Here is a 23368-nt window from a genome sequence, read left to right on the forward strand (position 1 = left end):
CCAAAAGGTGTTGTTTGTTTTTACCGCCTTGCCCTATGCTTGCCGCTCTACTTTTGCCCCTCTTCAGCCTCTTAACTGGCTGGTACGCGCAGCCAGTCCCGGCCGCACGGCCCGATAAAACCGTACGCAACGACCTGGAAACCTTGGTAGAAGCCGAGCGAACCTTTGCTGCCTACGGTCAGGAGCATTCCGTGCAAAATGCCTTCGGCAAATACCTTAGCAATGCCTTTCTGCTGCACAAGGGACAGTTTATGCGCGGCCGTGACATTTATGCTCAGGCCCCGGAGCAGCCCGGCCGCCTGGTCTGGCGGCCGGTGTTTGCAGATATAGCCGCCTCCGGCGACTTGGGCGTTACCACCGGCCCCTGGGAGTTTCGGCCCAATACCCTGGCCGATGCGCCTACACGTTTCGGTAATTTTGCTACCATCTGGCGCAAAACAGCGGCCGGCGACTGGGAGGCAGTATACGATGGAGGCATAAGCCACGCAGCCCCCGCCAAACCCGCCGCCCAGCAGCTTCGGCCGGCCAAATATGGCCTCAAGCAGGATTCAGCGCCGGCCGATACGGCTAGCCGCCGGGCCGAGTTGGGGCAGGTAGAAGCAGAATTTGCCAGCCGGGCCAGCAAATGTCTGCGCCAGGCCTACCAGCCAGTATTGGGGCCCACGGCCGAGCTGCGCTTGCTGCGCGAAGGCGAGCCGCCATTCCTGAATACAGCTGCCTGGGCCTTAACTAAAACCTCTACTCAGCCGCTGCACATGCAGCCTGTAAAAACGGAGGTATCGGCGGCCGGTGATTGGGGCTACACCATCGGCTATATTGGGCAGCTACCCGAGCGCGGCCAGTTCCTGCACGTATGGCGCCGCACCGATGGTCAGTGGAAGTTAACCATGGAAGTCCTCAGCTTGCGGGTAATCTGACCCATCTAGCTACAAAAGGTATAATAGCGTAGCCCTGGCCTTTGCCGGGGCTTTTTGCACCCGTTTGCTGCCAGTGCTCCGGGTTTTGTTCCGTAGGTTTACGCTCGTACTTTTTGCTGCGCTATGCCTACTGCTCCTGCTCCGCTTCGCCCGCAAGACCGGGTTGCCATTGTCTGTACTGCCCGGAAAGCTTCGCACGAAGAACTTTCCGCCGCCGTAGCTACGCTCACTGGTTGGGGCCTGCAAGTGGTACTGGGTGAAAGCACGAACATTGCCCATCACCAGTTTGGTGGCGACGATGAAGTACGGCGCCGCGACTTCCAGCGCCAGCTGGATGACCCCGGCATTCGGGCTATTCTGATTGCGCGCGGCGGCTACGGCACCCCGCGTATCATCGACCAGCTGAATTTCTCCCACTTCACCGAGGACCCCAAATGGATAGCCGGCTTCTCGGATATCACCACGCTCAACTGCCACCTGCTGCGCCTGGGCCACGAGAGTATTCATGGTGTGATGCCGCTGCTCTTCCACCAGCCCGGTGGCGAGGCCGCTCTGGAAAGCCTGCGCAGCGCTTTATTTGGTGAACCTATAACGTATACCGTAGCACCCCAACCCCTCAACCGTTTCGGGCGGGCGGAAGGAGAATTGATTGGCGGCAACCTCAGCCTGCTCCAAAATCTGACGGGCACGGCCTCCGATTGCCCCACCGCCGGGCGCATCCTGTTTCTGGAAGACACCGATGAGTACCTCTACGCCATTGACCGGATGCTGGTACACCTGGACCGCACCGGCAAGCTGGCCGGGCTGGCCGGGCTGCTGGTGGGCCACTTCTCCAACCCCCAGGACAACCTGGTGCCCTTCGGCCAAACGCCCTACGAAATCATTGACACCTATGCCCGGCGGTATAATTTTCCGGTAGCCTACGGCTTTCCCGTGGGCCACGAGCCCGAGAATATGGCCTTGATTTGCGGCCGGCGGGCCAGCCTGACGGTGGATGCGAACGGGGCACGAGTGGAATATGTGTAGCCGCTAGTTTGCGGAGTGCTGCCGCAGGAAACTGAGCACCGTTTCATTAAATAGCGGGCCATTTTCCTGGGGTGCGTAGTGCGTGAGGCCGGGCAGGATAACCAGTTGGCTGCCGGTAATGTGCTGTGCAATAAGGCGGGTGTGGGCTTCCTTAATTACATCTTTTTCGCCGGCCAGCACTAGTACCGGCGCCGTTATGGCGTGCAGTTCAACGGGTTTCATATTGGGGTATTTCAGCAGCAGGGTACTGAGGCGGTAGCCCTTGTGCCACTGTTTCTTGAAAGGCCTTAGCACCGTCAGGATCCGCTTGGTCTGGCGTATCTCTTTCAAGAGGTTAGCATCTACGGCGGTGGTATCAGCGTAAAGGTTAGCACCCATGGTTACCAGGCTTTTCACCTGGGCCGGATAGCGCAGGGCCATGCTTAGACCCGTGTTGCCGCCGTCGCTCCAGCCCACAATGTGGGTGGCGGGTATCTGTAAGTGCTGCAACAGCGCGTGCATGTCATCAGCAAACAAGTCGTAGCTTAGGCGCCCGTGGGTGGTGGCCGATTTGCCTTGGTCGCGGGTATCCACGGCAATAACCTGATAAGTCTGAGCCAGGGTTTTTATCTGCTGCCGGAAGCTGCTGATGGACTCGCCGTTGCCGTGCAGCAATAGCAGCGGCTGGCCCTGCCCGTAGGTTTCATAGTAGAGTTTCACGCCATTCACCGTAGCATAGTGGCCAGCGCGGCTGTTCCGCCCATAGGGCACAATCTGCTGCCCGGCGGCTGCCAAATAGTGGTTGCCCGCAGCATCCGTGGCTATTTCCCGGGAGAAGCCCGTAACCTGCTGAAACTCCCGCCAACCTTGGTTGCCCGCCAGCAGTGGCAAAGAAGTTTCAAAGTCAGCATTTTGCAGCGGGACCGTTATCCACTGGTTTTTGGCCTGCTCTATTTCCAGCTTAAAATCATCAAAGGCAAAGCGGCCATTCATGTAGTAGCCCAGCACTACCTGCAGCGTATCGGCGTTTTTTGGGAGCTTGCCCTGCACCGTATACGTGCGCCACTGCTTCTCCACAATGTTTTTGGGCAGGCGCGCCGCGCCTAAAAACTTATCCTTCGGTCCCAGCACCGAGGCCGCAATCCAGGCATCAGCTTTATCCGAGCGGGTAGTATCTACCATAGCCCGGGCCGATAAACGGTAAGGCCGACCAGCATGAGCCCGCACACTCACGCGCTGGAACAGGCCGTCAGCCACAGATTCTTTAGCAGCCTGAGCCCAGGCCATTTGGGGCAGCAATAGGGCTACCAACATGAGGAGAGAAGTTCGCATATGCCTGTTAGAGCCTGCTCTTCCAGCAGAGGTGGCATCAACCCATAAAAAAAGCCCCGGCCCTATACTAGGGTCGGGGCTCTTCGGGGTTATGGAGCAAGAAAGCTACTCCCCGTATATCACCTGCAGCACCGTCTGGCCCACGGCTTTGAGCGTGCGCCGGTCAACGATGTTCATATTATCCTCAGTGGTATGGTGGTAGGCGGGAAATACTTCTTCGCCGAAGGGGAGCGTGTCAATGATGTCAATGGTGCGCACCCCCGCCTTGTTGGTATACACGTGGTCATCGGTGAGGGCGGGGCCGTCGCGGAACAGGAAGAAATCGGAGAAACCGATTTTAGCCGCCGTATTCCACACTTTTTCCACCACATCGGCGGCCATCTGGCGCGACTCGCCTTCGCGGCTGAACTTGGCATTTTTCGCGCCTACCATATCCAGCAAAATGCCGTAGCTGGGCTTGTAGCCGGCGGGCAGTATATGCTCGGCCCAATACTGGGAGCCCAGGCACCAGCTGTCGGTATCGGGCAGTTGGTTGCGCAACTCGCTCTGCGTCGATTCGTCGTAGCCGTAGTCTTCGGCATCAAACAAAATAAAATCGATACCCACGTTGGGACGGAGGCTGTCGGGCTGGGCGGCCAGCACGCGGGCCATTTCCAGGGCTATGCCTACGCCGCTGGCACCATCTACGGCACCATCCAGAGGGGCATTTTTCCTGGTTTTGTCTTTGTCGGCGAAGGGGCGGGTGTCCCAGTGCGTGAAGATGGCAATGCGCCGCGCGGCTTGGGGCTGATACTGCGCTACGATGTTGCGCGAGCGGAGCATTTTGCCATCAAAGGCCATGGCCTCAAACGGCTGTTCCTTTACCGCCAGGCCCAGGCTTTTGAAGGTGCGCACAATCCAGTCGCCGGTTTTTACGTGCGCGGCGGAGTTGGGCACGCGGGGGCCAAAGGCTACCTGCCGGGCCGTGTAGGCATAGGCCGAGTCGGCGTTGAAGACGGGTGCTTTCGGCAGCGACACCTCGGCCTGCGTGGCGGTGGTTTCGGTGGTGGTTTTCTTCTCTGTACAGCCAGCAGCCAGCAACAGGGCAGCCAGCGCAACGGAGCTAAGATGAGAGAGGCGGAGGTTCATAGAGTCAGGAAGAGGGAGTATGCCGGTCAGGAAACGGAGGTTGCTTATTCTTCGCTGTAAGCCCAATCGATACCGGATTTAGTGTCTTTTACCACAATGCCCTGCTCTTTCAGCGCCGCCCGAATTACATCTACTTTGGCGTAATCTTTAGCCGCTTTGGCTTCCTGATAAAAGCTCAGCGTGAGGCCCAGCAGGTCTTCGGCATTGGCCCGCGGCTCGTCCTGCAGACCCAGTACTTCCTGCACCAGCGTGCGGAAAGTGGTAGCAGCTTCCAGCAAAGCAGCTTCGCTCACCTGGCCCAGCGTGGCCAGGTTGGCAGCGTAGCCATTAAACTTGCGCAGCAGGTTAAACAAGGAAGCAATGCAGCGGGCCGTGTTCAGGTCGTCGTTCAGGCCGGTGAAGCAGTCCTGCGTGAGCTTGCGCAGCTCGGCATTGGCGGCCGTGGTGTCGGCGGCGCGCTCGGTGCCTTCCGGCAACACCAGCTTATCCAGCACGCGCAGCCCGTTCATGAGCTTGCGGTAGCCTTTGCGGGCGGCCTGCATGGCATCGTCCGAAATATCAATGGGGCTGCGGTAGTGCGCCTGCAGTAGGAAGAAGCGTGCCACCATGGGCGAGTACGCCTGCGACAACGTAGCATTGGTGCCCGCAAACAGCTCGGAAATGGTAATGAAGTTACCGAGCGACTTGCTCATTTTGGCGCCATTCACCGTAATCATGTTGTGGTGCACCCACACCCGGGCCTCATCGGTATGGCTGTGGCTGCCCTGGCTCTGCGCAATTTCGCACTCGTGGTGCGGAAACATCAGATCCAGGCCACCGCCGTGGATGTCCGACATCTGCCCCAGATACTTGCGGCTCATGGCCGAGCACTCCAGGTGCCAGCCGGGGAAACCCTGGCCCCAGGGCGAGGGCCACTGCATAAGATGACGCGCATCGGCCTTTTTCCAGAGGGCAAAATCCAGGGGGCTGCGTTTTTCTTCCTGCCCGGCCAGGTTGTCGCGCGAGCCGGCCAGCAGCTCATCTACTACCCGGTTGGAAAGCTTGCCATAGCCGCGGCCGGCGGCGTTATAAGCGGGCACATCAAAGTACACGGAGCCATTCACCTCGTAAGCAAACTTGTTGCTGATGATTTCCTGAATCAGCTCAATCTGCTCGGTGATGTGGCCGCTGGCGCGGGGCTGAATATCGGGCGGCAGGCAACCCAGCACCTCTACGTGGCGCTGGTAGAGGTTGGCAAACTGCTCGGCCACCTGCATGGGCTCCAGCTGCCGGGCGCGGGCCATTTTGCTGATTTTGTCCTCCCCTTCGTCGGCGTCACTTTCCAGGTGGCCCACATCGGTAATGTTGCGCACGTAGCGCACGGTGTAGCCCAGATAGCGCAGGTAGCGCGTGAGTACATCGAACACCACCGGGCCGCGGGCGTTGCCCACGTGGGCTTCGCTGTACACGGTGGGGCCGCACAGGTACACCCCCACAAAGGGTGCGTGCAGGGGTTCGAAGGATTCCTTCTTGCGGGTAAGGGTGTTGTAGAGCGAGAGCGGGTGGTGCATGGAGCAAAGATAGAATAATGAAGTATGAGGAAGGAAGCAGGAGGAATTGCCTGGATGTTGTCAGTCGCCGGGGCTCATTCCCTCTTCTTTATTCTTCATATTTCATTTTTTAAGCCGATACGTGCCGGTGAGAGGGAAGTGGTCAGAATACGGAATTTCGTAGTGCACGCCAAAGTCATCAATGGCCCACTGGGAGCTGGCAAACTGCTGGTCGATGCGCAGAAAAGGCAGGCGGCCGTTGTAGGTGGTGCCAATTCCATTGCCGATGGTAGCGTGGGCATTCTGCAGGTGGTCGGCCAGCTGGTCGTAGGTATAGCTGTAGGGCAGGTCATTTAAATCGGCACAAAAAAGAATGGGGTAGCGGCACTGTTGCATGTGCTGCACCAGCTCATCTACCTGCCGGCTGCGCGCCACCAGCCCGCGCTTAAACCGGCGCAGCAGCCCCACGCCTTTCGCCTTCAGCCCGTCCTTGCTGGAGTAGCTGTCCACGATGTCGCGCTCATCCATGCTCATGCTTTGCAGGTGGGCGTTGTACACCCGGATGGTGTCGCCGCTGGGCAGGCGCAGGTCGGCAAACATGGCGTGGTTCTGCGTGAGCTTGCCAAAGTGAATGGTGCCCCGGTGTACAATTGGAAACTTTGAGAAAATAGCCAGCCCAAACTCCGCCCCAATGGCATTACGCAGGGTTACGGACACGAAAGGCGTGCGGTGGGCCTCGGGCCCAATGCGCCTTACGGACTGGAATACGTCTTTATTTGTGCGGGATGGCCGGGGCTCATTGTAGAACTCCTGCAGGCAGATAACATCGGCCGGCTGCTCGGCCAACCACTTAATCAGCTTACGGGATGACGAAAAGTTCTTGTCTCGCAGCTGTGCGTACACGTTGAAAATGCGCACGTTGGCACTCAAGAGCTGTACTTTCTGGCCGGCCGCTTTTTCGCCTGAAGGCACCAGATGCAAAGGGTGCAGCGCAAAGCCCCGCTGCACGTGGGGCCACATGAGCACCAGCATCAGAATAGGGAGTAGCGCTACCCGCCAGTTGCGCAGCAGCCAATATACCGCCAGCCCGCCGGTTAGCACCAGCGCCACGGGCAAAGAAAGCCCCAGAAAGGCGGCGGGCCAGAACTGATGCGCCGGCACCTGCAGAGCGGCAATAGCCACCAACACCCATCCCAACACCAGCAGGGTGCATTTAAAAGCAAAGGAACGTCGCACAGATACAAAGAAAGACAGCGGCAAATTACGACATCCTGCCTGTTTAGATGCCAATGGCATTAATCGGTGCCTACTTTAGACTATATTTCAGGGTTGTATTTCGCCGGCTATGCTATTATGAACCAAAGGCTCTACTATTGCCTGTTTCTGGGCTTTATTTCATTGTTATTAGGGCCAGGACAATCCACCTATGCTGCGGCTCCTACCACGCGCAGCCTGGAGTTTGTGGAAAACCGCGGCCAATGGCCTCAGCCGGTACGCTTTGCAGCTGATATTCCGGGCGGGCGCCTGTTTTTGCAGCCTGCCGGCTTTACCTACACGCTGTACTCGCCCCAGGACCTGAGCGCGCATAACCATCACGACGACCGCAGCGAAACCACCACCGTTCCGCCGGAGCGCCTGCGCGGCCACGCCTATACCGTCTCCTTTGTGGGCGGGCGGGCCGCGGCCACTATCAGCTCGCAGGAACCCACTGACGGTATGCGCAATTATTTTCTGGGGAAAGATTCCCGCCAATGGGCCCGCCACGTGCGCGGCTTCCGCCAGCTGCGCTATGAAAAGGTGTACCCCAATACCGATGTGCAGCTGTATGAAAACGTGGGCGGCCAGCTGGAGTATGATTTCCTGGTAGCGCCGGGCGGCAAGCCCGATGCCATCCGGCTGCGCTACGAGGGGCAGGAAAGCCTCACGCTGCAGGAAGGGGTGCTGGTAGTGCGCACCTCGGTGGGCCAGGTGACGGAAACAGCCCCGCGGGCCTGGCAGAATATTAATGGCCGCCGCGTACCCGTGCCCTGCGCCTTTGTGCTGCGCGGCCAGGAAGTATCCTTCAGCCTGCCCCAGGGCTATCAGCGGAAATACCCGCTCGTTATTGACCCCACGGTTATCTTTTCCTCCTTCACCGGCGCTACCGATGATAACTGGGGCAACACGGCTACTTATGATGAGGAAGGCCACCTGTATTCCGGCGGCACGGCCTTCGGTCCAGGCTATCCGGTTTCCCCAGGGGCTTTCGACCAGAGCTTTAATCAGGTAATTGATATTGCCATCATTAAATATAACACCAGCGTTAATGGACCTGGCGCCCGCCTGTACGCAACATTTCTGGGCGGCAAAAGCGTAGAAACGCCCCATAGCTTAGTAGTAAACTCTAAGGGCGAGCTGCTGATTATGGGCACTACATCTTCCGCTGACTTTCCGACCAGCACTACCGCCTTCGACCGGAAATTTAACGGAGGCGCTTCTATCACGCCCCTCAGCGGCTCCAACTATACCCAAGGCTCTGATATTATTGTCAGCACTTTATCAACGGATGGCAGCCAGTTGTTGGCCTCCACTTTTTTGGGTGGCAACGGCAACGACGGCCTCAATACGGATAAAGCCGGGGACGATTATCTCTCCCGGAACTACGGCGACTCGTTCCGGGGTGATATTGCGGTAGATGCCGCCGACAACGTGTACCTCACTTCCAATACCATCAGCACCGATTTTCCGGTGCGCAATGGTCTGGGCCGCACTTACGGCGGTGGTGGCAGCGACGCCATAGTGACCAAGCTCCCCGCCGACCTCAGCAGCCTGTTGTGGTCCAGCTACCTGGGCGGACGCGGAGCCGATGCGGCCTACTCCATTCAGCTGGCTAAAGATGGCTCCGTTTACCTGGCCGGCGGCACCAACAGCACCGATTTCCCCACCACCACCGGCTCCTATCAGCCCGGCAAGGCCGGCAATGCCGATGGATTTGTGGCGCATATTTCCGCCGATGGCACGAGCCTGGTGCAGGCCTCTTACCTGGGCACCGCGCAGTATGATCAGGCCTATTTCCTGCAGCTGGATGAGCTGGACAATGTGTATCTGCTGGGGCAAACGTTTGGCGCGTATCCCGTAACATCCGGCCTGTACAATAATAATAAGCAGCGCGGCGGGCAGTTTATTCAGAAGATGGACCCGCGGCTGGCCACGCGGGTGTACTCGGTGGTTTTCGGCAGTGGCCGCAATGGCGTGGACCTGTCTCTGACGGCTTTCCTGGTAGATGCCTGTGAGCGGATTTACGCCTGTGGCTGGGGCGGCCGGGTCAACCAAGGCTACACAGGCGGTTCCACCGATGGGCTGCCGGTAACCTCCAACGCCATCCAGCCCACTACCGATGGTTCCGATTTCTACCTGATTCAGTTTGGGGCCGGCGCAAAGAGCGTAGAGTACGCCACTTTCTTTGGGGAGAATGGCGGCCGGGGCGAGCATGTAGACGGTGGCACCAGCCGCTTTGATAAGCGCGGCGTCGTGTACCAGGCCGTGTGCGGCGGCTGCGGCGGCACCTCCGGCTTTCCGGTGCCGCCCGGGGCCAATACCTACTCCAGCCGTAACAATAGCCGCAACTGCAATAACGCGGCGTTTAAAATTGATTTCGGGCTGAACTTTGCGCAGGCCGGCCCCGCCCGAATTGTGTGCGCCGATGATGATGCCTTTGTGCTGGGCGGCAGCCCGGCCGGCGGCACCTGGACCGGCCCCGGCGTAACCCTACGGGCAGATGGTAGCTACCTTTTCACGCCCAGCGCCACTTTAGTAGGCGAGCAAAAGCTGACTTACTCCGTAGCCTCTACCGGAGTCTGCATCACCACTAGCGTGCTGAGCCTCACGGTAAACCCGGTGGTACCGGTTGACTTCCCCGCTGTTACAGGCGCCTGTACCAATCAATCCAGCATCATCCTGACGGCTACACCCGCAGGGGGCACTTTTTCCGGCCCCGGCGTCAGTGGCAATCAGTTTAATCCGAACCAGGCCGGTACCGGCACTCATACTATCACCTACACCCTGCCCGCCGGGCAGTGCGGTCAGGCCAGCCAAAACATTACCGTACTAACCGCACCCACCGTAAAAGCCGGGCCTGACTCAGCGCTTTGCAGCTTTCAACTGACGCCCTATCAGCTTTTGGGCGCTACTCCGCCCGGTGGGGTCTGGAGCGGCGTAGGCGTTACGCCGGGTGGCTTGTTTACTCCTCCACCTGCCGTAGATACGGCGCAGGTCATTCGCCTTACCTATACTTTTCAAGGAGCCGAAGGCTGCAGCGAATCCGCCTTCCGAAAGGTGGTCATAGCGCCCCTCAACACGAATAAGGAGCCACTCCTCATCCCTGAATGTGCTGCCTACCCCGGCAAAACCGGCCTGGCCCCACTCACGGTACACTTCACCTCCCCCGCCCGCTACGCTACCAGCTACGACTGGGATTTCGGCGACGGTAGCCCTCATAGCACCGACCCCGACCCCACCCACGTGTACACCAACCCAGGCTCTTACCCGGTCACCTGTATTGCTTACTATAATAGTAGCTGCCAGGTAGACACCCGTTTTATGACCGTGGAAGTAGGCAAGGCCAGCGTGCCCAACATTTTCACCCCTAACAACGACAAGCGCAACGACACCTTTGTGCAGCACTTCACCTGCCTGCCGGTTTCTTTGAAGATATTCTCGCGCTGGGGCAATGAGGTGTACAGCACCGCCGACTACCATAATGACTGGACCGGCGACAAGCTTGCTGATGGCATTTATTATTTTCTGCTGCGCGATACCGACGGCAAGCAATATAAAGGGTGGGTGGAGGTGCGCCGCTAAGCGCCTATACCAGAAGGGGTATTGCATTTAGGCGGAATATGTCCTATCTTTGCACCTGCAAACTACAAGTTAAGAGGAGGGGACGTGCAGTCCCCTCTTTCTTTTATCCCCTAGGTTCAGCCGTATGAGATTTGACCGTGAACGAATTGCCGAAATGCTACAGGACAGCCTGCCTGGCACAGAGCTGTTCGTTGTCGGCCTGACTATCTCTGATGCTATCCGCCCTAAAGTGACGGTTATTCTGGACGGAGAGCAGGGATTGGGCATTGATGAATGCGCAAAAGTTAGCCGCCGGCTGGCCCACCGCATCGATGAAGCCTACGGAGAAGATGCCAGCTACACGCTGGAAGTTACCTCCCCCGGCGCCGACCAACCTCTCCTCGACCCGCGCCAGTACACCCGCCACGTAGGCCGCGACCTGAATCTGAAGCTGGCCGACGGCACCGAGAAAACCGGTACGCTGGAAGCCCTCGAAGCCGAAGGCATTCAACTGGCCGAAGTCATTAAAGAGAAAACCAAAAAGAAAGTATTGCCCGCCGTTTCTATTCCGTTCACGGACATCAAGGAAGCCCGGGTCGTCATTTCTTTCAAATAACTTACTAGCGAATGGCCCCGGGTCATCCGCTTTTTCGTTCTGCTCACCTTTCATCTGTCTCGTCTGCTGGCTAATTTCCCCACGTAAGCCAACCGCCGGCAGCGCACAGTCAAAAGCTCAAAAAATATGAACAGCCACGTTCTGATCGAATCGTTCGCCGAGTTTGCTCGGAGCAAGAACATCGACCGTCCCACGATGATGAGCATCCTGGAAGACGTGTTCCGGACGATGATTCGCAAAAAGTACACGACGGATGAGAACTTCGACGTCATCATCAACGTGGACAAGGGCGACCTGGAAATCTGGCGCAACCGCGAAATCGTGGACGATAACTCAGAGGATATCTGGGATTTCGACAAAATTCCGCTGGCCGAAGCGCAGAAAATTGAGGCCGACTTTGAAGTAGGCGAACAGGTAGCCGAAGAAGTAAAGCTGGAAGATTTCGGCCGCCGCGCCGTGCTCATGGCCCGTCAAACGCTGATTCAGCGCGTGAAGGACCTGGAGCGGGATAACCTCTACCAGACCTATAAGGATCAGGTAGGCGAAATCATTGCCGGTGAAGTGTACCAGGTTTGGAGCCGCGAGGCTCTGATTCTGGACAAGGACGAAAACGAGTTGGTACTGCCCAAATCCGAGCAGATTCCCAAGGACCGCTACCGCAAGGGCGACACCGTGCGCGCCGTGGTACACCGCGTGGAAATCATCAACGGTACGCCCAAAATCATCCTCTCCCGCGCTGCTCCGGCTTTCCTGGAGCGGTTATTTGAGCAGGAAGTACCTGAAATCTATGATGGCCTCATCACCATCAAGAACATTGTGCGCGAACCCGGCGAGCGGGCCAAAGTAGCCGTAGAAAGCTACGACGACCGTATCGATCCGGTGGGTGCCTGCGTAGGTATGAAAGGCTCCCGTATCCACGCCGTGGTGCGCGAGCTGGAGAATGAGAACATCGACGTCATCAACTACACCGATAACCTCGAGCTCTACATTCAGCGTGCTTTGTCGCCGGCTAAAATCGGCTCAATGAAAATAAACGAACAAACCGGTCGTGTTTCGGTGTTCCTGAAACCCGACCAGGTATCACTGGCCATTGGCCGTGGTGGTGCCAACATCAAGCTGGCCTCGCGGTTGGTAGGCATGGAAATCGACGTATTCCGGGAAGCCGGCGACTACGAAGAGGACATTGCCCTGGATGAATTCCAGGATGAAATTGAAGACTGGGTTATTGCCGAGCTGAAAAAAATCGGCCTCGACACGGGCCGCGCCGTATTGGCTGTCAGCAAGGAAGACCTGGTTCGTCGGACGGAACTGGAGGAAGAAACGGTGGAAGATGTCTTCCGCGTGATTCGCCAGGAGTTTGAAGACGAAGAAGAACAAGAAGTACCGAATACCGGCGACGCGCAATGAGTGCGTGGCGGCCGGTACGGCAAAGGCGTTAAATCGGGCCCCGGGCTGGATTTAACGCCGCCCGGCAAGATTTAATATAGTACCTTTGCAACTGGATAAGAGTATCGTTCGCGAGCATAGAATGGCGGAAGCAGCAACCAAGAGGCTGAATCAGGCAGCCAAAGACCTGAACGTTGGATTGTCCACGATTGTGGATTTTCTGGCGGAAAAAGGGATTCAGATCGACAATAAACCGACGACTAAGCTGACGGCGGAGCAGGTATCCCTGCTCAACAAAGCGTTTGAGTCGTCGGCGCAGGATAAGATCGAGGCAGCCAAACTCAGCCAGGCCAAGCGCCAGAGTGAGTTGGAGGCACACCCGCGTCCGGAGCCTACCGCTCCGAAAGCAGAGGTGGCCGCTCCTGCCCCGGCTCCCAAGCCAGCCGAGGAGCCCAAGCCAGCAGCTCCGGCTGCTCCCGCTCCGGCACCTGTTGCTGCTAATCCCGCCGCTGCTCCCGCCCCCGCCATTACGGAAGAAGCGCCTAAAGTACCCGGCCTGAAGGTGATGGGGAAAATTGAGCTGGATGCCAAAGGTCGTCCGGTACCACCCCGGCCTGCTCCGGCAGCCGCGGCGCCAGCCCCGGCACCTGCGCCCGCTCCCAAAGCGGAGGAAAAGCCTGCGCCCGCTCCGGCCCCGGCACCTAAAGCAGAGCCCGCCCCGGCCCCCGTGGCCGCAGCGCCGGTAACGCCGCCTGTTCCTAAAGGAGAACCAGCCCCTGCTCCCGTAGCGCCGGCCCCCACGCCTGCTCCTGCTCCGGCAGCACAGGCCCCAGCATCACCCGCTGCTGCGGCCCCGGAAGTTCCGGCCGCCGCCGCCCCGGCATCTGAAGCAGGCACTCCTTCCACAGAAGAACCCGCCGGTACCATCGTTGCCAAAGCCGACCAGCTGAAAGGCCTGACGGTTCTGGGTAAGATTGAGCTGCCCACGGATTCCTCGCGCCGGGGAGGCCGCGGTGCCCGCCCGGTTGCTTCTTCTGATGTTCGGAAAAGCGGTCTGGCGCCCGATAACAAGAAAAAGCGTCAGCGTATTCCCACGCCCGGTACCGGTCAGGGTGGTCCGGGTGGTGCCCAGCAAGGCAACCGCCCCGGTCCCGGCCAGAACAACCGTCCGGATCAGAACAGCCGCCCGGTGCAGCGTTCCATGCATGCAGGTCAGCGGCCCGGCCAGGGCGGTGCCCAGCGCCCAGTAACGCCCGCTACGCCTGAGCAGAACGACAAGCAGATTCAGGAGCAGATCAAAGCCACGCTGGCTAAGCTCAGCGGCGGCCGTGGTGGCAACCAGACCAACCGCGCCAAGTACCGCCGCGACAAGCGGGCCGGTGCTGCCGAAGATCGGGAAGCCGTACGCCAGCAAAACGAGCTGGATGCCAAGATCCTGAAGGTAACCGAGTTTATCTCGGCCAACGACCTGGCGTCGTTCATGAACGTTTCTGTGAACGAGGTTATCAAGGTTTGCCTCACGATGGGCATGTTTGTATCCATCAACCAGCGCCTCGATGCGGAAGCCATTACCGTTATTGCCGATGAGTTCGGTTATGACGTGGAGTTCCTGTCGGCGGAGGAAGAGGAAACGGACCTCGGCATCGAAGACAACGAAGAAGACCTGCAGCCCCGCGCGCCTATCGTGACCATCATGGGTCACGTTGACCACGGTAAAACCTCGCTGCTTGACTATATCCGGAATGCCAGCGTGGCCAAAGGCGAAGCCGGCGGTATTACGCAGCACATTGGTGCCTACGATGTAATGACCCAGTCGGGTAAGCGCGTTACTTTCCTGGATACTCCTGGTCACGAAGCGTTTACCGCCATGCGTGCCCGTGGTGCCAAGATTACGGACATTGCCATTATTGTGGTAGCCGCCGACGACTCGGTGATGCCGCAGACGAAGGAAGCCATCAACCACGCACAAGCGGCTGGGGTACCTATCGTAATTGCGCTGAACAAGATTGACAAGCCTGGTGCTAACCCCGATAAGGTCCGTGAGGAGCTGTCGGCCATCAACATTCTGGTAGAAGAATGGGGTGGTAAGTACCAGTCGCAGGAAGTATCGGCTAAAACTGGCCTGGGTATTGACGACCTGCTGGAAAAAGTATTGCTGGAAGCCGAGATTCTCGAGCTGAAAGCCAACCCGGACCGCAACGCTGTGGGTGCCGTTATTGAAGCCTCGCTGGACAAAGGCCGGGGCTACGTAACTACCATTCTGGTGCAAACCGGTACCATGAACGTGGGCGATATTGTGCTGGCTGGTCCGCACTACGGCCGCGTGAAGGCCATGACCGACCACCGCGGTAAGAAGATGAAGTCGGCTGGTCCTGCTACTCCGGTACAGGTGCTTGGTCTGACCGGCGCGCCACAGGCCGGCGACAAGATTCAGGTGATGGAGACCGAGCGCGAAGCCCGGGAGCTGGCTACGCAGCGGCAGCAGCTCTCGCGTGAGCAGAGCCTGCGCACCAAGAAGCACATTACCTTGGATGAAATTGGTCGTCGTCTGGCAATCGGTTCGTTCAAAGAGCTGAACGTTATTGTAAAAGGTGACGTGGACGGCTCAGTGGAAGCACTGGCCGACTCTCTGTTGAAGCTGAGCACGCCGGAAGTAGCCGTAAACATCCTCAACAAAGGGGTGGGTGCCATTTCGGAAGGCGACGTTCTGCTGGCCTCGGCCTCGGATGCCATCATCATTGGTTTCCAGGTGCGGCCCTCGCAGAGTGCCCGCAAGCTGGCGGAGCAGGAGCAGATCGATATTCGTCTGTACTCCATCATCTACAATGCCATCAACGAGGTAAAGGATGCCATGGAAGGCATGCTGGCTCCAACGGTGAAGGAAGTAGTGGTGGCCAACGCCGAAGTTCGTCAGGTGTTCAATATTACCAAGGTGGGCACCATTGCCGGCTGTATGGTAACGGACGGCAGCTTCACCCGCAAAACCAAAGTACGCGTGGTACGCAACGGTATTGTGGTGTACGCCGGCGAAGTGCAGGACCTCAAGCGTTACAAAGACGATGTGTCGGAAGTACGCCAGGGTTACGAATGCGGTATTTCGGTTAAGGGCTTCAATGACCTGCGCGAAGGCGACAACATTGAGGGCTTCGAAGAGCAGGAAGTAAAACGGACGCTGTAAGCGCCCAGCAAATAGCGAATACACAACGCCCCGGTCTGCAAAGGCCGGGGCGTTGTGCGTTTAGGGCCTGCCAACAGTCAGGCCACTTTTCAGGCAAACATTTCAGACGAAAGTTCTAAATCAACAATTTCCCCTTAGCCGGCTCTCACATCATTGGGTAACCTATTGCGGCTGCTTATTCCTGTGGCAGAGCGGTTGCATGGTAGATAAGCCAGCCGATTTCGTGCTGTTCCTTTAGTAAAGCCAGCTGATACCAAGTGTAGCCAGCCTTACTGCTGCAGAAAAAAACTGAGGCCCTTTAACGCCTTACAAGCTATTAGCGCGGGTTTTCATAGAGCTATTGTATTCTGACACGAGGCTTGTACTTGTTGTAGAACACACTTCACTCTCGCCCAACAGCAGCAACCGGCAGGAATAGCATTCCTGGTGGCTCCAACTCTAAGATCCGCATTGGAAGTAGGCTTTAGTGCGTGGTATGATGATTTGGTCACATCATCATGCGATTGACCCTGTTGCCCGCCTGAACTAGTTTTGCATCATGCCTTGAAGGAATTGAATCTTCTTACGCCAAACAGTTCCCACTAACCTAAACCAACCTACTTACTACCTGCTATGAAAACGCTGGCTACCTCTTTATGCTTTAGCGCGCTGCTCCTGAGCGGTGCGGCGGAAGCGCAAACTAAATCATCCCCACGTCCTGCTGGCAAAGTCGGCAATGCTACAGCCCGGGTTACCACGGCTCAGCCAGCGGCCAAGGGAGCGGCCCCGGTGAAAGCGGCGGCCGTGGCGCAGGTTGCCCCGGCGGCACCAGCACCCGCCGCCAAGACCGTGGTAGCCGTGGCACCCAAAGCAACTGCCGGTACTGCCGGCTTTGGCAAAGGCTCCATGGCCGTAAACCTGGGCGTTGGCTTGGGGTTGGGTTATGACTACCTGGGCAACGCCAACTTACCAGCGCTTAACCTGTCGGTGGAGCGGGGCATTATCGAGGGCATCGGACCCGGCACTATTTCGGTGGGTGGCCTGGTGGGCTACAAAGCTTACCGCTACAACTACCCCGGCACCGATTATAAAGCTACCTGGACGGATATCTATGTGGCCGCCCGGGGCATTTACCACTACAATCTCACCGAAAACCCCAAAGTAGATACCTACGCCGGCATTAGCCTGGGCCTGCGCCTGGAAAGCTGGAAGGATACTTACTACGGCAACGATTACAATAGCAGCTACGGTGGCGCTTATGCTCACTCCGGCATTTTCGTGGGGGGCCGCTACTACTTCTCTGATAAGGTAGGCGCCTTTGCGGAAGCCGGCTATGATATGTCTTACCTGAAGCTGGGCCTGACAGCCAAATTCTAATAACACCCCTAATTCATTCTTTCTACTCCCTCCTTCCTTTCTGACCTATGAAAACCAACCTGAAATTTGTTGCTGCCGCGCTATTGCTTGCCCTTACTGCCTGTGATAAAGACAAGGACTCCTCCCCCAATCCAGCGGCTTCGGAAAACCAACTGGTCGATAAAAACTGGCAGATGTCGGCTATGCAGATTAGCCCCGCTATGGAAACGGAGGCCGGCCCCATATCCGACCTGTATGCCTGGATGCCCGGCTGCTCCAAAGACGACTTTCTGCGCTTTGAAAAGAACGGCACCTTTAAGGGCGACGAGGGTTCCAGCAAGTGCGAAGACGAGGACCCACAGACCACCAGCTCCGGCACCTGGACGCTGACCGATGGCAATAAGAAACTGACGATAGTGGAAGACGGCGAGCCGCAGACTTTCACGGTGGTCAACCTCAGCAAAGAGGAGCTGAAGCTTAGCCTGCAGGAAACCGAAGAAGGCGTAACCTACACGCTGGTTACCACTTTCCGCAAGAAATAAAGCTAGCAAAGCGCCCCGCAGTTTTGGCAAACGGCGGGGCGCTTTGTCTGGCAAGCTGTTTTATTCTTTAACTCATTTTAGGCTATTCGCTTCTATGAAAACCTTATATCATCTTCGTTGGGCGCTGGTGCTGGTCATTTTTTTACCACTGGGCGCGCAGGCCCAGCTTGGGCTGCTGTGGCGAGTAGAGGACAAGCTGGCGGACAAAGCCGCTCAGAAAATCGTGAACAAATTGGATAAGAAAGCCGAGGCGGCCATAGAGCGTCGGGTGGCGGAGGCTGGTTCGGAGTACTACAGCTCTTTGCTGGCCGATGGCAAAATCGTTTGTCACGGTATTCAGTTTGAGCCCGGCACCGCCACCATGACGGCGGAGTCTCAGCCCGTGATTGATGCACTGGTGCGGGCGCTGACTGATAACCCGGAGCTGCGCGTGCGCATTGAAGGGCATACGGCGCTGGAAGGCGACGCGGCCACTAACCTCAAACTCTCGCAGCGGCAAGCAGAAGCAGTACGGGTAGCGCTGGTGCGGGGTGGCGTAGAGGCGGCGCGCCTGACCACCAAAGGACTGGGCGAGACTCGGCCGCTGGAACCAGACACCACCACGGGACTGGACAGCCTGAACCAGCGCCTGGAACTCGTTAAGATATAGATATAACCATAATAAAGCACCGGCAGAGGTCAACGCCCCTCTAAAGATGCAACAACAGGCTGACGCTGAACTTAGTACCTTCGTTTTACATCAGGGCCACAGCCTTGGTGCCGGCTGCCGGGCACCCCGGCGGAACCCTCAGATGAAAGATGATATCTAGGCTTCTTCTTTGGCCGAACCGGAGGCGAACGGTGGCTCTGGTTTTACTGAAGAAGCAAAAAGCCCCGGAACACTGTTCCGGGGCTTTTTTATGGCTGTTTACTTGGAGTAGATAAATCCTCGCTTGGTTTTGCGCACCAGCGGCTTGCCTTCAGGGTCGATGCCGCGGGCGGCGCGCGCCATGCCGCGTTTCTGCATGGCACTGCCGCGCTTATCGCGGAAGCGCTTTACCACAAACCCGCCGGAGCCGCGCTCAAACGCCCGCGAGCCGCTGCCGTAGCTGGAGTTTCCGCCGCCGCGGGCTTCCAGCACTTCAATCTGCTGGTCGCGCTTTACTTCGTTGGGGTTCATGCTCATGCGGCGCTGCATGCGCGCAATGTCCGCAGCAGAAGCTTTCTTCTTACGTGGCGTTGCCTGCTTTTTAGGAGCTTCAAATACGGGGCCGGCCGGACCAGCCGGGGCCGTTTGCGCTACGGCGGCCGTGGAAACCAGTGTAACCGCCAGCAATACAGCGGCTATTATATACTTCTTCATATCCATCAAAAGCAAAATACCTGTAGCCACCTCTGAAGCACATGCCGTGCCACACTCCTGGGGTTATGGTGCCGAAACGGCTGGTTAGCTAAGGTAGTTCATTTTCTAAAATTTGTAGGTAAGCCCTAAACCCAGGGTTTCCTTGAATTGAATGCGCTTGCCGCGCGTGTCGGGCTGGTCGGTGTGGCGAATGGGCACCAGAATGTCGTCATCATACACCAGGGTGGCGGCTACGTTGGCACTAAAAAACTTGTTGATCTTGAAATCGAGCAGGTTCTCCCAGTTGACATCGACATTCTGGGGGTTGTGGAAGTAGTTACTGAACAGCTCCAGGCGGGACTGATACGTTACGTTTTCCATGATGGGCTGCCGCAGGCGCGCATTCAGGTAGGCGCCCATCTCCTCGCGCAGCCGCTCACCGGTGCCGGCAATGGGCAGGCCATCGGGGCCGCGGCGCGCGGCGCGCACACCAAAGGCGCCGGCATCGGCCAGCGTCTGGTCGCCTACAATGGTGAACTTGCCCGTGGCGGGCGAAAGGAACAGGGAAAACCGTTCCGTGGGCTTATACTCAATACCCACCGAAGCCAGTATAAAAGCCGGCGCGAAAAAGCGGGACAGCAGCGAATCCGGCTTTTCTATATCAGTGGTGGGCGTGAGCTGGGTTTTCAGGTTAAGCTGGGCGGCGTAGGAAAGCACGTTAGTAAACTGCCGGCCGTAGCGGCTGTTCAGCTCCAGCCGGTCGTCGTTTTTGCGCAGGCGCGACTTGCCGGGCTTCAGCAGGCCATATACCAGGTCGGCGGCGGCATCGAAGCTGTGCACTCCCTCTTTATAGTGCGTATAGGCATTCCCGATGGCCAGCAGCGAGAGGGAGCTTTGTCCGCCCGCGGCCCAGTTGCTTAAGCTCACCTGGCTAAAATTGAGCGTGCCGGCCCCACCACGGTGCCAGCCCTGCATGGTATCTACCTCCGCCGATACTTTATAGGCCTCGGCCGGTACCGGGGCCCGGTTGGGCACTTGTGCCAAAGTAGTGACTGGCCGCAGCATGAGCAGCAGAACTAGTGCGCAGGAAGTAAGAGCGGAAAGTAAAAGCTGTTTCATAAGAGTGAAGTGGTGAAGAAGCAGAAAGGCCAGCTCTTGCTCACTACCGGAGAAAAAGCTGGCCTGGAAGCCTGAAACGAAAGTTTGGTTACACGCGGCTACGCAGCGAGTCCCGAATTTCCATCAGCAATACCTGGTCTTTGGTGGGCAGCGGGTCCGTAACCACTACCTCAGCCGGCTTCTTAAAGCGGTTAGCCAGCTTTACCAGCCAGAAAATGGCGAAGGCAATGATGATGAAGTAGAAAATGGCATTGATGAGGTTGCCATAGTTGAGGGTAGCGGCCCCGGCCGTTTTGGCGGCTTCTATGGTGGGGTACGATTTGCCATCCAGCGAAACAAACCAGTTCTTAAAATCGACTCCGCCGGTTATAAGGCCCAGAATAGGCATCAGGATATCATCGGTCAGGGAACCTACAATTTTGCCAAAGGAGGCCCCAATGATAACGCCGACGGCCAGGTCAAGCACATTCCCTTTGGAGATGAACTCCTTGAATTCGGATACAAAACCCATAAGCGGTGCTGGTAAGTTGGTGGAGAGTGAAAGTATAGCTGGGTAAATATACAATTACCGTTATTATATCCTATCACAGCAGTATTTTCATACCTGTGGCGTTAACCAGCGTGGTGGGCAACTTCCCCGGCTTGTATTCAGCAAAATGGCCGCCTGGAATACCACCCGCCGCGCAGGGCTTTTGCGTTATCTTTGCCGCCGTTCCCAACCTACCCACGCCCTATGCCTTCTTTCGACAACCTGCTGTATGAGCTGGACCCCGCCTCCGGCATTCTGACAATTACCATCAACCGGCCTACCAAGCTGAATGCGCTGAATGCCGCTACCATTACCGACATTAAAGCGGCCATGCAGCAGGCCCAGGACGATGCCCAGGTGCGCGGCATTATTCTGACAGGCAGCGGCGAGAAGGCCTTTGTGGCCGGCGCCGATATTGCCGAGCTGGCTCAGATGACCGAAATAACCGGCCGCCGCGTGGCCGAGTACGGCCAGGAGGCTTTCTGCTCTATTGAGGAAAGCACCAAGCCCGTTATTGCGGCCGTGAATGGCTTTGCGCTGGGCGGCGGCTGCGAGCTGGCCATGGCCTGCCACCTGCGGGTAGCTTCGGAAAACGCCCGCTTTGGCCAGCCCGAGGTAAACCTGGGCCTGGTGCCCGGCTACGGTGGCACCCAGCGCCTGGCCCAGCTCATTGGCAAAGGCAAAGCCCTGGAGCTCCTCATGACGGCTGACCTGGTGAATGCTGAGGAAGCCCTGCAGCTGGGCCTAGTCAACCACGTAGTAACCCGCACCGAGCTGCTGGACTTTTGCCGACAGCTGCTGAGCCGCATCTTAACGAAAGCGCCGCTGGCCGTGGGCCTCATCATCGACTGCGTAAACGCGGGCTACGACTCCGAGCGCCACGGCTACCAGACGGAGGCCAATGCCTTCAGCCGCTGCTGCGCTTCCGAGGATTTCCATGAAGGCACGCAGGCTTTCCTGGAGAAGCGCCCGGCCGTTTTCACGGGCCGCTAAGCAACCTGACCTTGAGTTGAATACTGGTTCTTAGCCTATTTAACTCATCACTTCACCATTTCACCACTTCACCTTTTGAGTGTAGCGAAAAAACTGGCTGGGCAAACGGCCGTGTATGGCATTAGTAGCATTGTAGGGCGGGTGCTGTCCTACCTGCTGGTGCCCATTTATACCAGCCGGTTTGCGGCCGCCGAGTACGGTATAGTAACGGCGCTGTATGCCTACGTTTCGTTTCTGAACGTGGTGTTCACCTACGGGATGGAAACGGCCTACTTCCGCTTCGCCAACCGCCCCGATACCGACCGGAAAGCGCTGTACAGCCAGGTACTCAGTCTGCTGCTGATTAGCAGCGTGGTGCTGAGCGGTCTGCTGGCCCTGCTGGCCACGCCGCTCATGAACCTGATGCACCTGCCGCCCGGCCATGAGCGTTACGCCGTCTGGATTGCGCTGATTCTGGGCCTGGATGCCATGGCTGCCATTCCGTTTGCGCGCCTGCGCCTGGAAAACAAGGCCCGTAAGTTTGCCACCATCCGGCTGGTCAATATCCTGCTCACAGTAGGCCTGAACCTGTTTTTCCTGGTGCTGTGCCCCGATGTGCTGGCCGGCAAATACCTCCCTGGCCTACAGTCCATCCTCGCGCCGCTGTATGACCCCAGCATTGGCGTGGGCTACGTGTTCCTTTCTAACCTGGCGGCCAGCGCCCTCACGCTGCTCCTGCTGTGGCGTGAGCTGACGGACTTCCGCTTCCGCCTGGATTTGCCTGCACTCAAACCCATGCTGCGCTATGCCTACCCTCTCATGCTCATGGGCCTGGCGGGCATGGTAAACGAAACCCTGGACCGGATTCTGCTGGGCTCCTGGCTACCCCAAGGCTTTTACCCGGGCAAGACCAACCTGGCGGCAGTGGGTATTTACGGGGCCTGCTACAAGCTCAGCATCTTCATGTCCCTGGTTATTCAGGCCTTCCGCTACGCGGCCGAGCCTTTCTTCTTTTCGCAAAGCACCAACAAGAACTCTCCGGCCACTTTTGCCCTTATTCTGAAGTGGTTTACCATCTGCTGCGCGCTGATTTTCGTGCTCATCAGCGTGAATATTGAGGACTTCTCTCTGCTGTTCCTGCGCCGGCCGGAGTACCGCGAGGGTATTGTGGTGGTGCCGGTATTGCTGCTGGCCAACCTCTTTCTGGGCATGTACTACAACCTTTCGGTATGGTTTAAGCTCACCGATAAAACGTATTTCGGGACGTACATTGGTTTTGGCGGTGCTTTGCTTACCATTGCCCTTAACTTCCTGCTGATTCCGCTGCTGGGCTATATGGGTAGCGCCCTCACCACGCTGGCCTGTTATTTCTCCATGGCAGCCATTTGCTGGTGGCTGGGCAACCGGCATTTCCCGGTGCCTTACCCTATTTTCCGCCTGGGGCTTTGGCTGGCGCTGGCCATTGGGCTGGTAGCCGTTTCCTGGTACACGCCGGTAGCAGGGTACTGGCTGCGCCACTTGTTCCACCTGGTTTTGTGCGCGGCTTTTGCCGGGCTGGTGTACCTGGTGGAAATCCGGGGGCGGCGGGCCGCCCTGGTTTCGTAGCTTTGTTTGGTGCCTGCGCACAACTTCTCCGCGTTC

18 protein-coding genes are annotated in these 23368 nt (G+C 57.8%); 11 read left to right on the forward strand and 7 right to left on the reverse strand.

All coding sequences use genetic code 11. The features are described from left to right. Window positions 1–35 precede the first annotated feature (35 nt). Complete coding sequence (locus tag PK28_RS16105) at window positions 36–917, forward strand: Cif family virulence factor (protein WP_156126434.1); 882 nt, start codon at window positions 36–38, stop codon at window positions 915–917. Window positions 918–1040: 123 nt separating this feature from the next. Further along, a complete protein-coding gene (locus PK28_RS16110) occupies window positions 1041–1943 on the forward strand; it encodes a S66 peptidase family protein (protein ID WP_044515679.1) in 903 nt (300 codons plus the stop codon). Between the two features lie 3 nt (window positions 1944–1946). Here the strand turns inward: PK28_RS16110 and PK28_RS19250 are convergent, their stop codons facing one another. From PK28_RS19250 to PK28_RS16130, 4 genes are all read right to left on the reverse strand, one after another. Then, window positions 1947–3254, reverse strand: coding sequence for an alpha/beta fold hydrolase (locus PK28_RS19250; RefSeq protein WP_082017165.1), 1308 nt, complete (start codon window positions 3252–3254; stop codon window positions 1947–1949). 105 nt (window positions 3255–3359) lie between these two features. Next, window positions 3360–4382 (reverse strand): M28 family peptidase, encoded by a 1023-nt coding sequence (locus tag PK28_RS16120; protein WP_044515682.1) that lies wholly within the window; start codon window positions 4380–4382, stop codon window positions 3360–3362. A gap of 44 nt (window positions 4383–4426) precedes the next feature. Then, a complete protein-coding gene (gene cysS, locus PK28_RS16125) occupies window positions 4427–5932 on the reverse strand; it encodes a cysteine--tRNA ligase (protein ID WP_044515685.1) in 1506 nt (501 codons plus the stop codon). A 102-nt stretch (window positions 5933–6034) separates the two neighbouring features. Further along, on the reverse strand, window positions 6035–7147 hold the full coding sequence (locus tag PK28_RS16130) for an endonuclease/exonuclease/phosphatase family protein (RefSeq protein WP_197070432.1): 1113 nt from the start codon (window positions 7145–7147) through the stop codon (window positions 6035–6037). Between the two features lie 117 nt (window positions 7148–7264). Between PK28_RS16130 and PK28_RS19255 the strand changes: the two genes are divergently transcribed. The 7 genes from PK28_RS19255 (at window position 7265) to PK28_RS19265 (ending at window position 18435) form a co-directional block, all read left to right on the forward strand. Further along, the gene (locus PK28_RS19255; protein ID WP_156126435.1) at window positions 7265–10750 is read left to right on the forward strand and encodes a DUF7948 domain-containing protein; all 3486 of its coding nucleotides are present in this window, start codon (window positions 7265–7267) and stop codon (window positions 10748–10750) included. 124 nt (window positions 10751–10874) lie between these two features. Beyond that, a complete protein-coding gene (rimP, locus tag PK28_RS16140; RefSeq protein ID WP_231576184.1) occupies window positions 10875–11345 on the forward strand; it encodes a ribosome maturation factor RimP in 471 nt (156 codons plus the stop codon). A 126-nt stretch (window positions 11346–11471) separates the two neighbouring features. Continuing rightward, complete coding sequence (gene nusA / locus PK28_RS16145) at window positions 11472–12752, forward strand: transcription termination factor NusA (RefSeq protein WP_044515691.1); 1281 nt, start codon at window positions 11472–11474, stop codon at window positions 12750–12752. Between the two features lie 121 nt (window positions 12753–12873). Next, window positions 12874–15909, forward strand: a complete 3036-nt coding sequence (gene infB, locus PK28_RS16150) for a translation initiation factor IF-2 (RefSeq protein ID WP_044515694.1) — start codon at window positions 12874–12876, stop codon at window positions 15907–15909. A gap of 612 nt (window positions 15910–16521) precedes the next feature. Further along, window positions 16522–17265 carry a hypothetical protein gene (locus PK28_RS19260; protein ID WP_048826172.1) on the forward strand — a complete coding sequence of 248 codons (744 nt, stop codon included), beginning with the start codon at window positions 16522–16524 and terminating at the stop codon, window positions 17263–17265. 47 nt (window positions 17266–17312) lie between these two features. Next, window positions 17313–17786, forward strand: coding sequence for a lipocalin-like domain-containing protein (locus tag PK28_RS16160; RefSeq protein WP_044515697.1), 474 nt, complete (start codon window positions 17313–17315; stop codon window positions 17784–17786). Between the two features lie 94 nt (window positions 17787–17880). Further along, window positions 17881–18435 (forward strand): OmpA family protein, encoded by a 555-nt coding sequence (locus PK28_RS19265; RefSeq protein ID WP_048826174.1) that lies wholly within the window; start codon window positions 17881–17883, stop codon window positions 18433–18435. A 258-nt stretch (window positions 18436–18693) separates the two neighbouring features. Here PK28_RS19265 and PK28_RS16170 read toward each other — a convergent pair whose 3' ends face one another. The 3 genes from PK28_RS16170 to mscL form a co-directional block, all read right to left on the reverse strand. Beyond that, the gene (locus PK28_RS16170) at window positions 18694–19128 is read right to left on the reverse strand and encodes a hypothetical protein (RefSeq protein ID WP_156126436.1); all 435 of its coding nucleotides are present in this window, start codon (window positions 19126–19128) and stop codon (window positions 18694–18696) included. A gap of 105 nt (window positions 19129–19233) precedes the next feature. After that, entirely contained in the window at window positions 19234–20226 is a 993-nt protein-coding gene (locus PK28_RS16175; RefSeq protein WP_156126437.1) for a DUF3078 domain-containing protein, read from the reverse strand. 88 nt (window positions 20227–20314) lie between these two features. Next, complete coding sequence (gene mscL, locus PK28_RS16180; RefSeq protein ID WP_044515701.1) at window positions 20315–20737, reverse strand: large conductance mechanosensitive channel protein MscL; 423 nt, start codon at window positions 20735–20737, stop codon at window positions 20315–20317. Window positions 20738–20959: 222 nt separating this feature from the next. Between mscL and PK28_RS16185 the strand changes: the two genes are divergently transcribed. Together PK28_RS16185 and PK28_RS16190 are read left to right on the forward strand one after the other, a co-directional pair. Further along, window positions 20960–21748, forward strand: a complete 789-nt coding sequence (locus PK28_RS16185; protein WP_044515704.1) for an enoyl-CoA hydratase/isomerase family protein — start codon at window positions 20960–20962, stop codon at window positions 21746–21748. A 75-nt stretch (window positions 21749–21823) separates the two neighbouring features. Beyond that, window positions 21824–23332 carry a lipopolysaccharide biosynthesis protein gene (locus PK28_RS16190; RefSeq protein ID WP_044515706.1) on the forward strand — a complete coding sequence of 503 codons (1509 nt, stop codon included), beginning with the start codon at window positions 21824–21826 and terminating at the stop codon, window positions 23330–23332. Window positions 23333–23368: the final 36 nt, after the last annotated feature.

The organism is Hymenobacter sp. DG25B, from assembly GCF_000801315.1.
Classification (GTDB): domain Bacteria; phylum Bacteroidota; class Bacteroidia; order Cytophagales; family Hymenobacteraceae; genus Hymenobacter.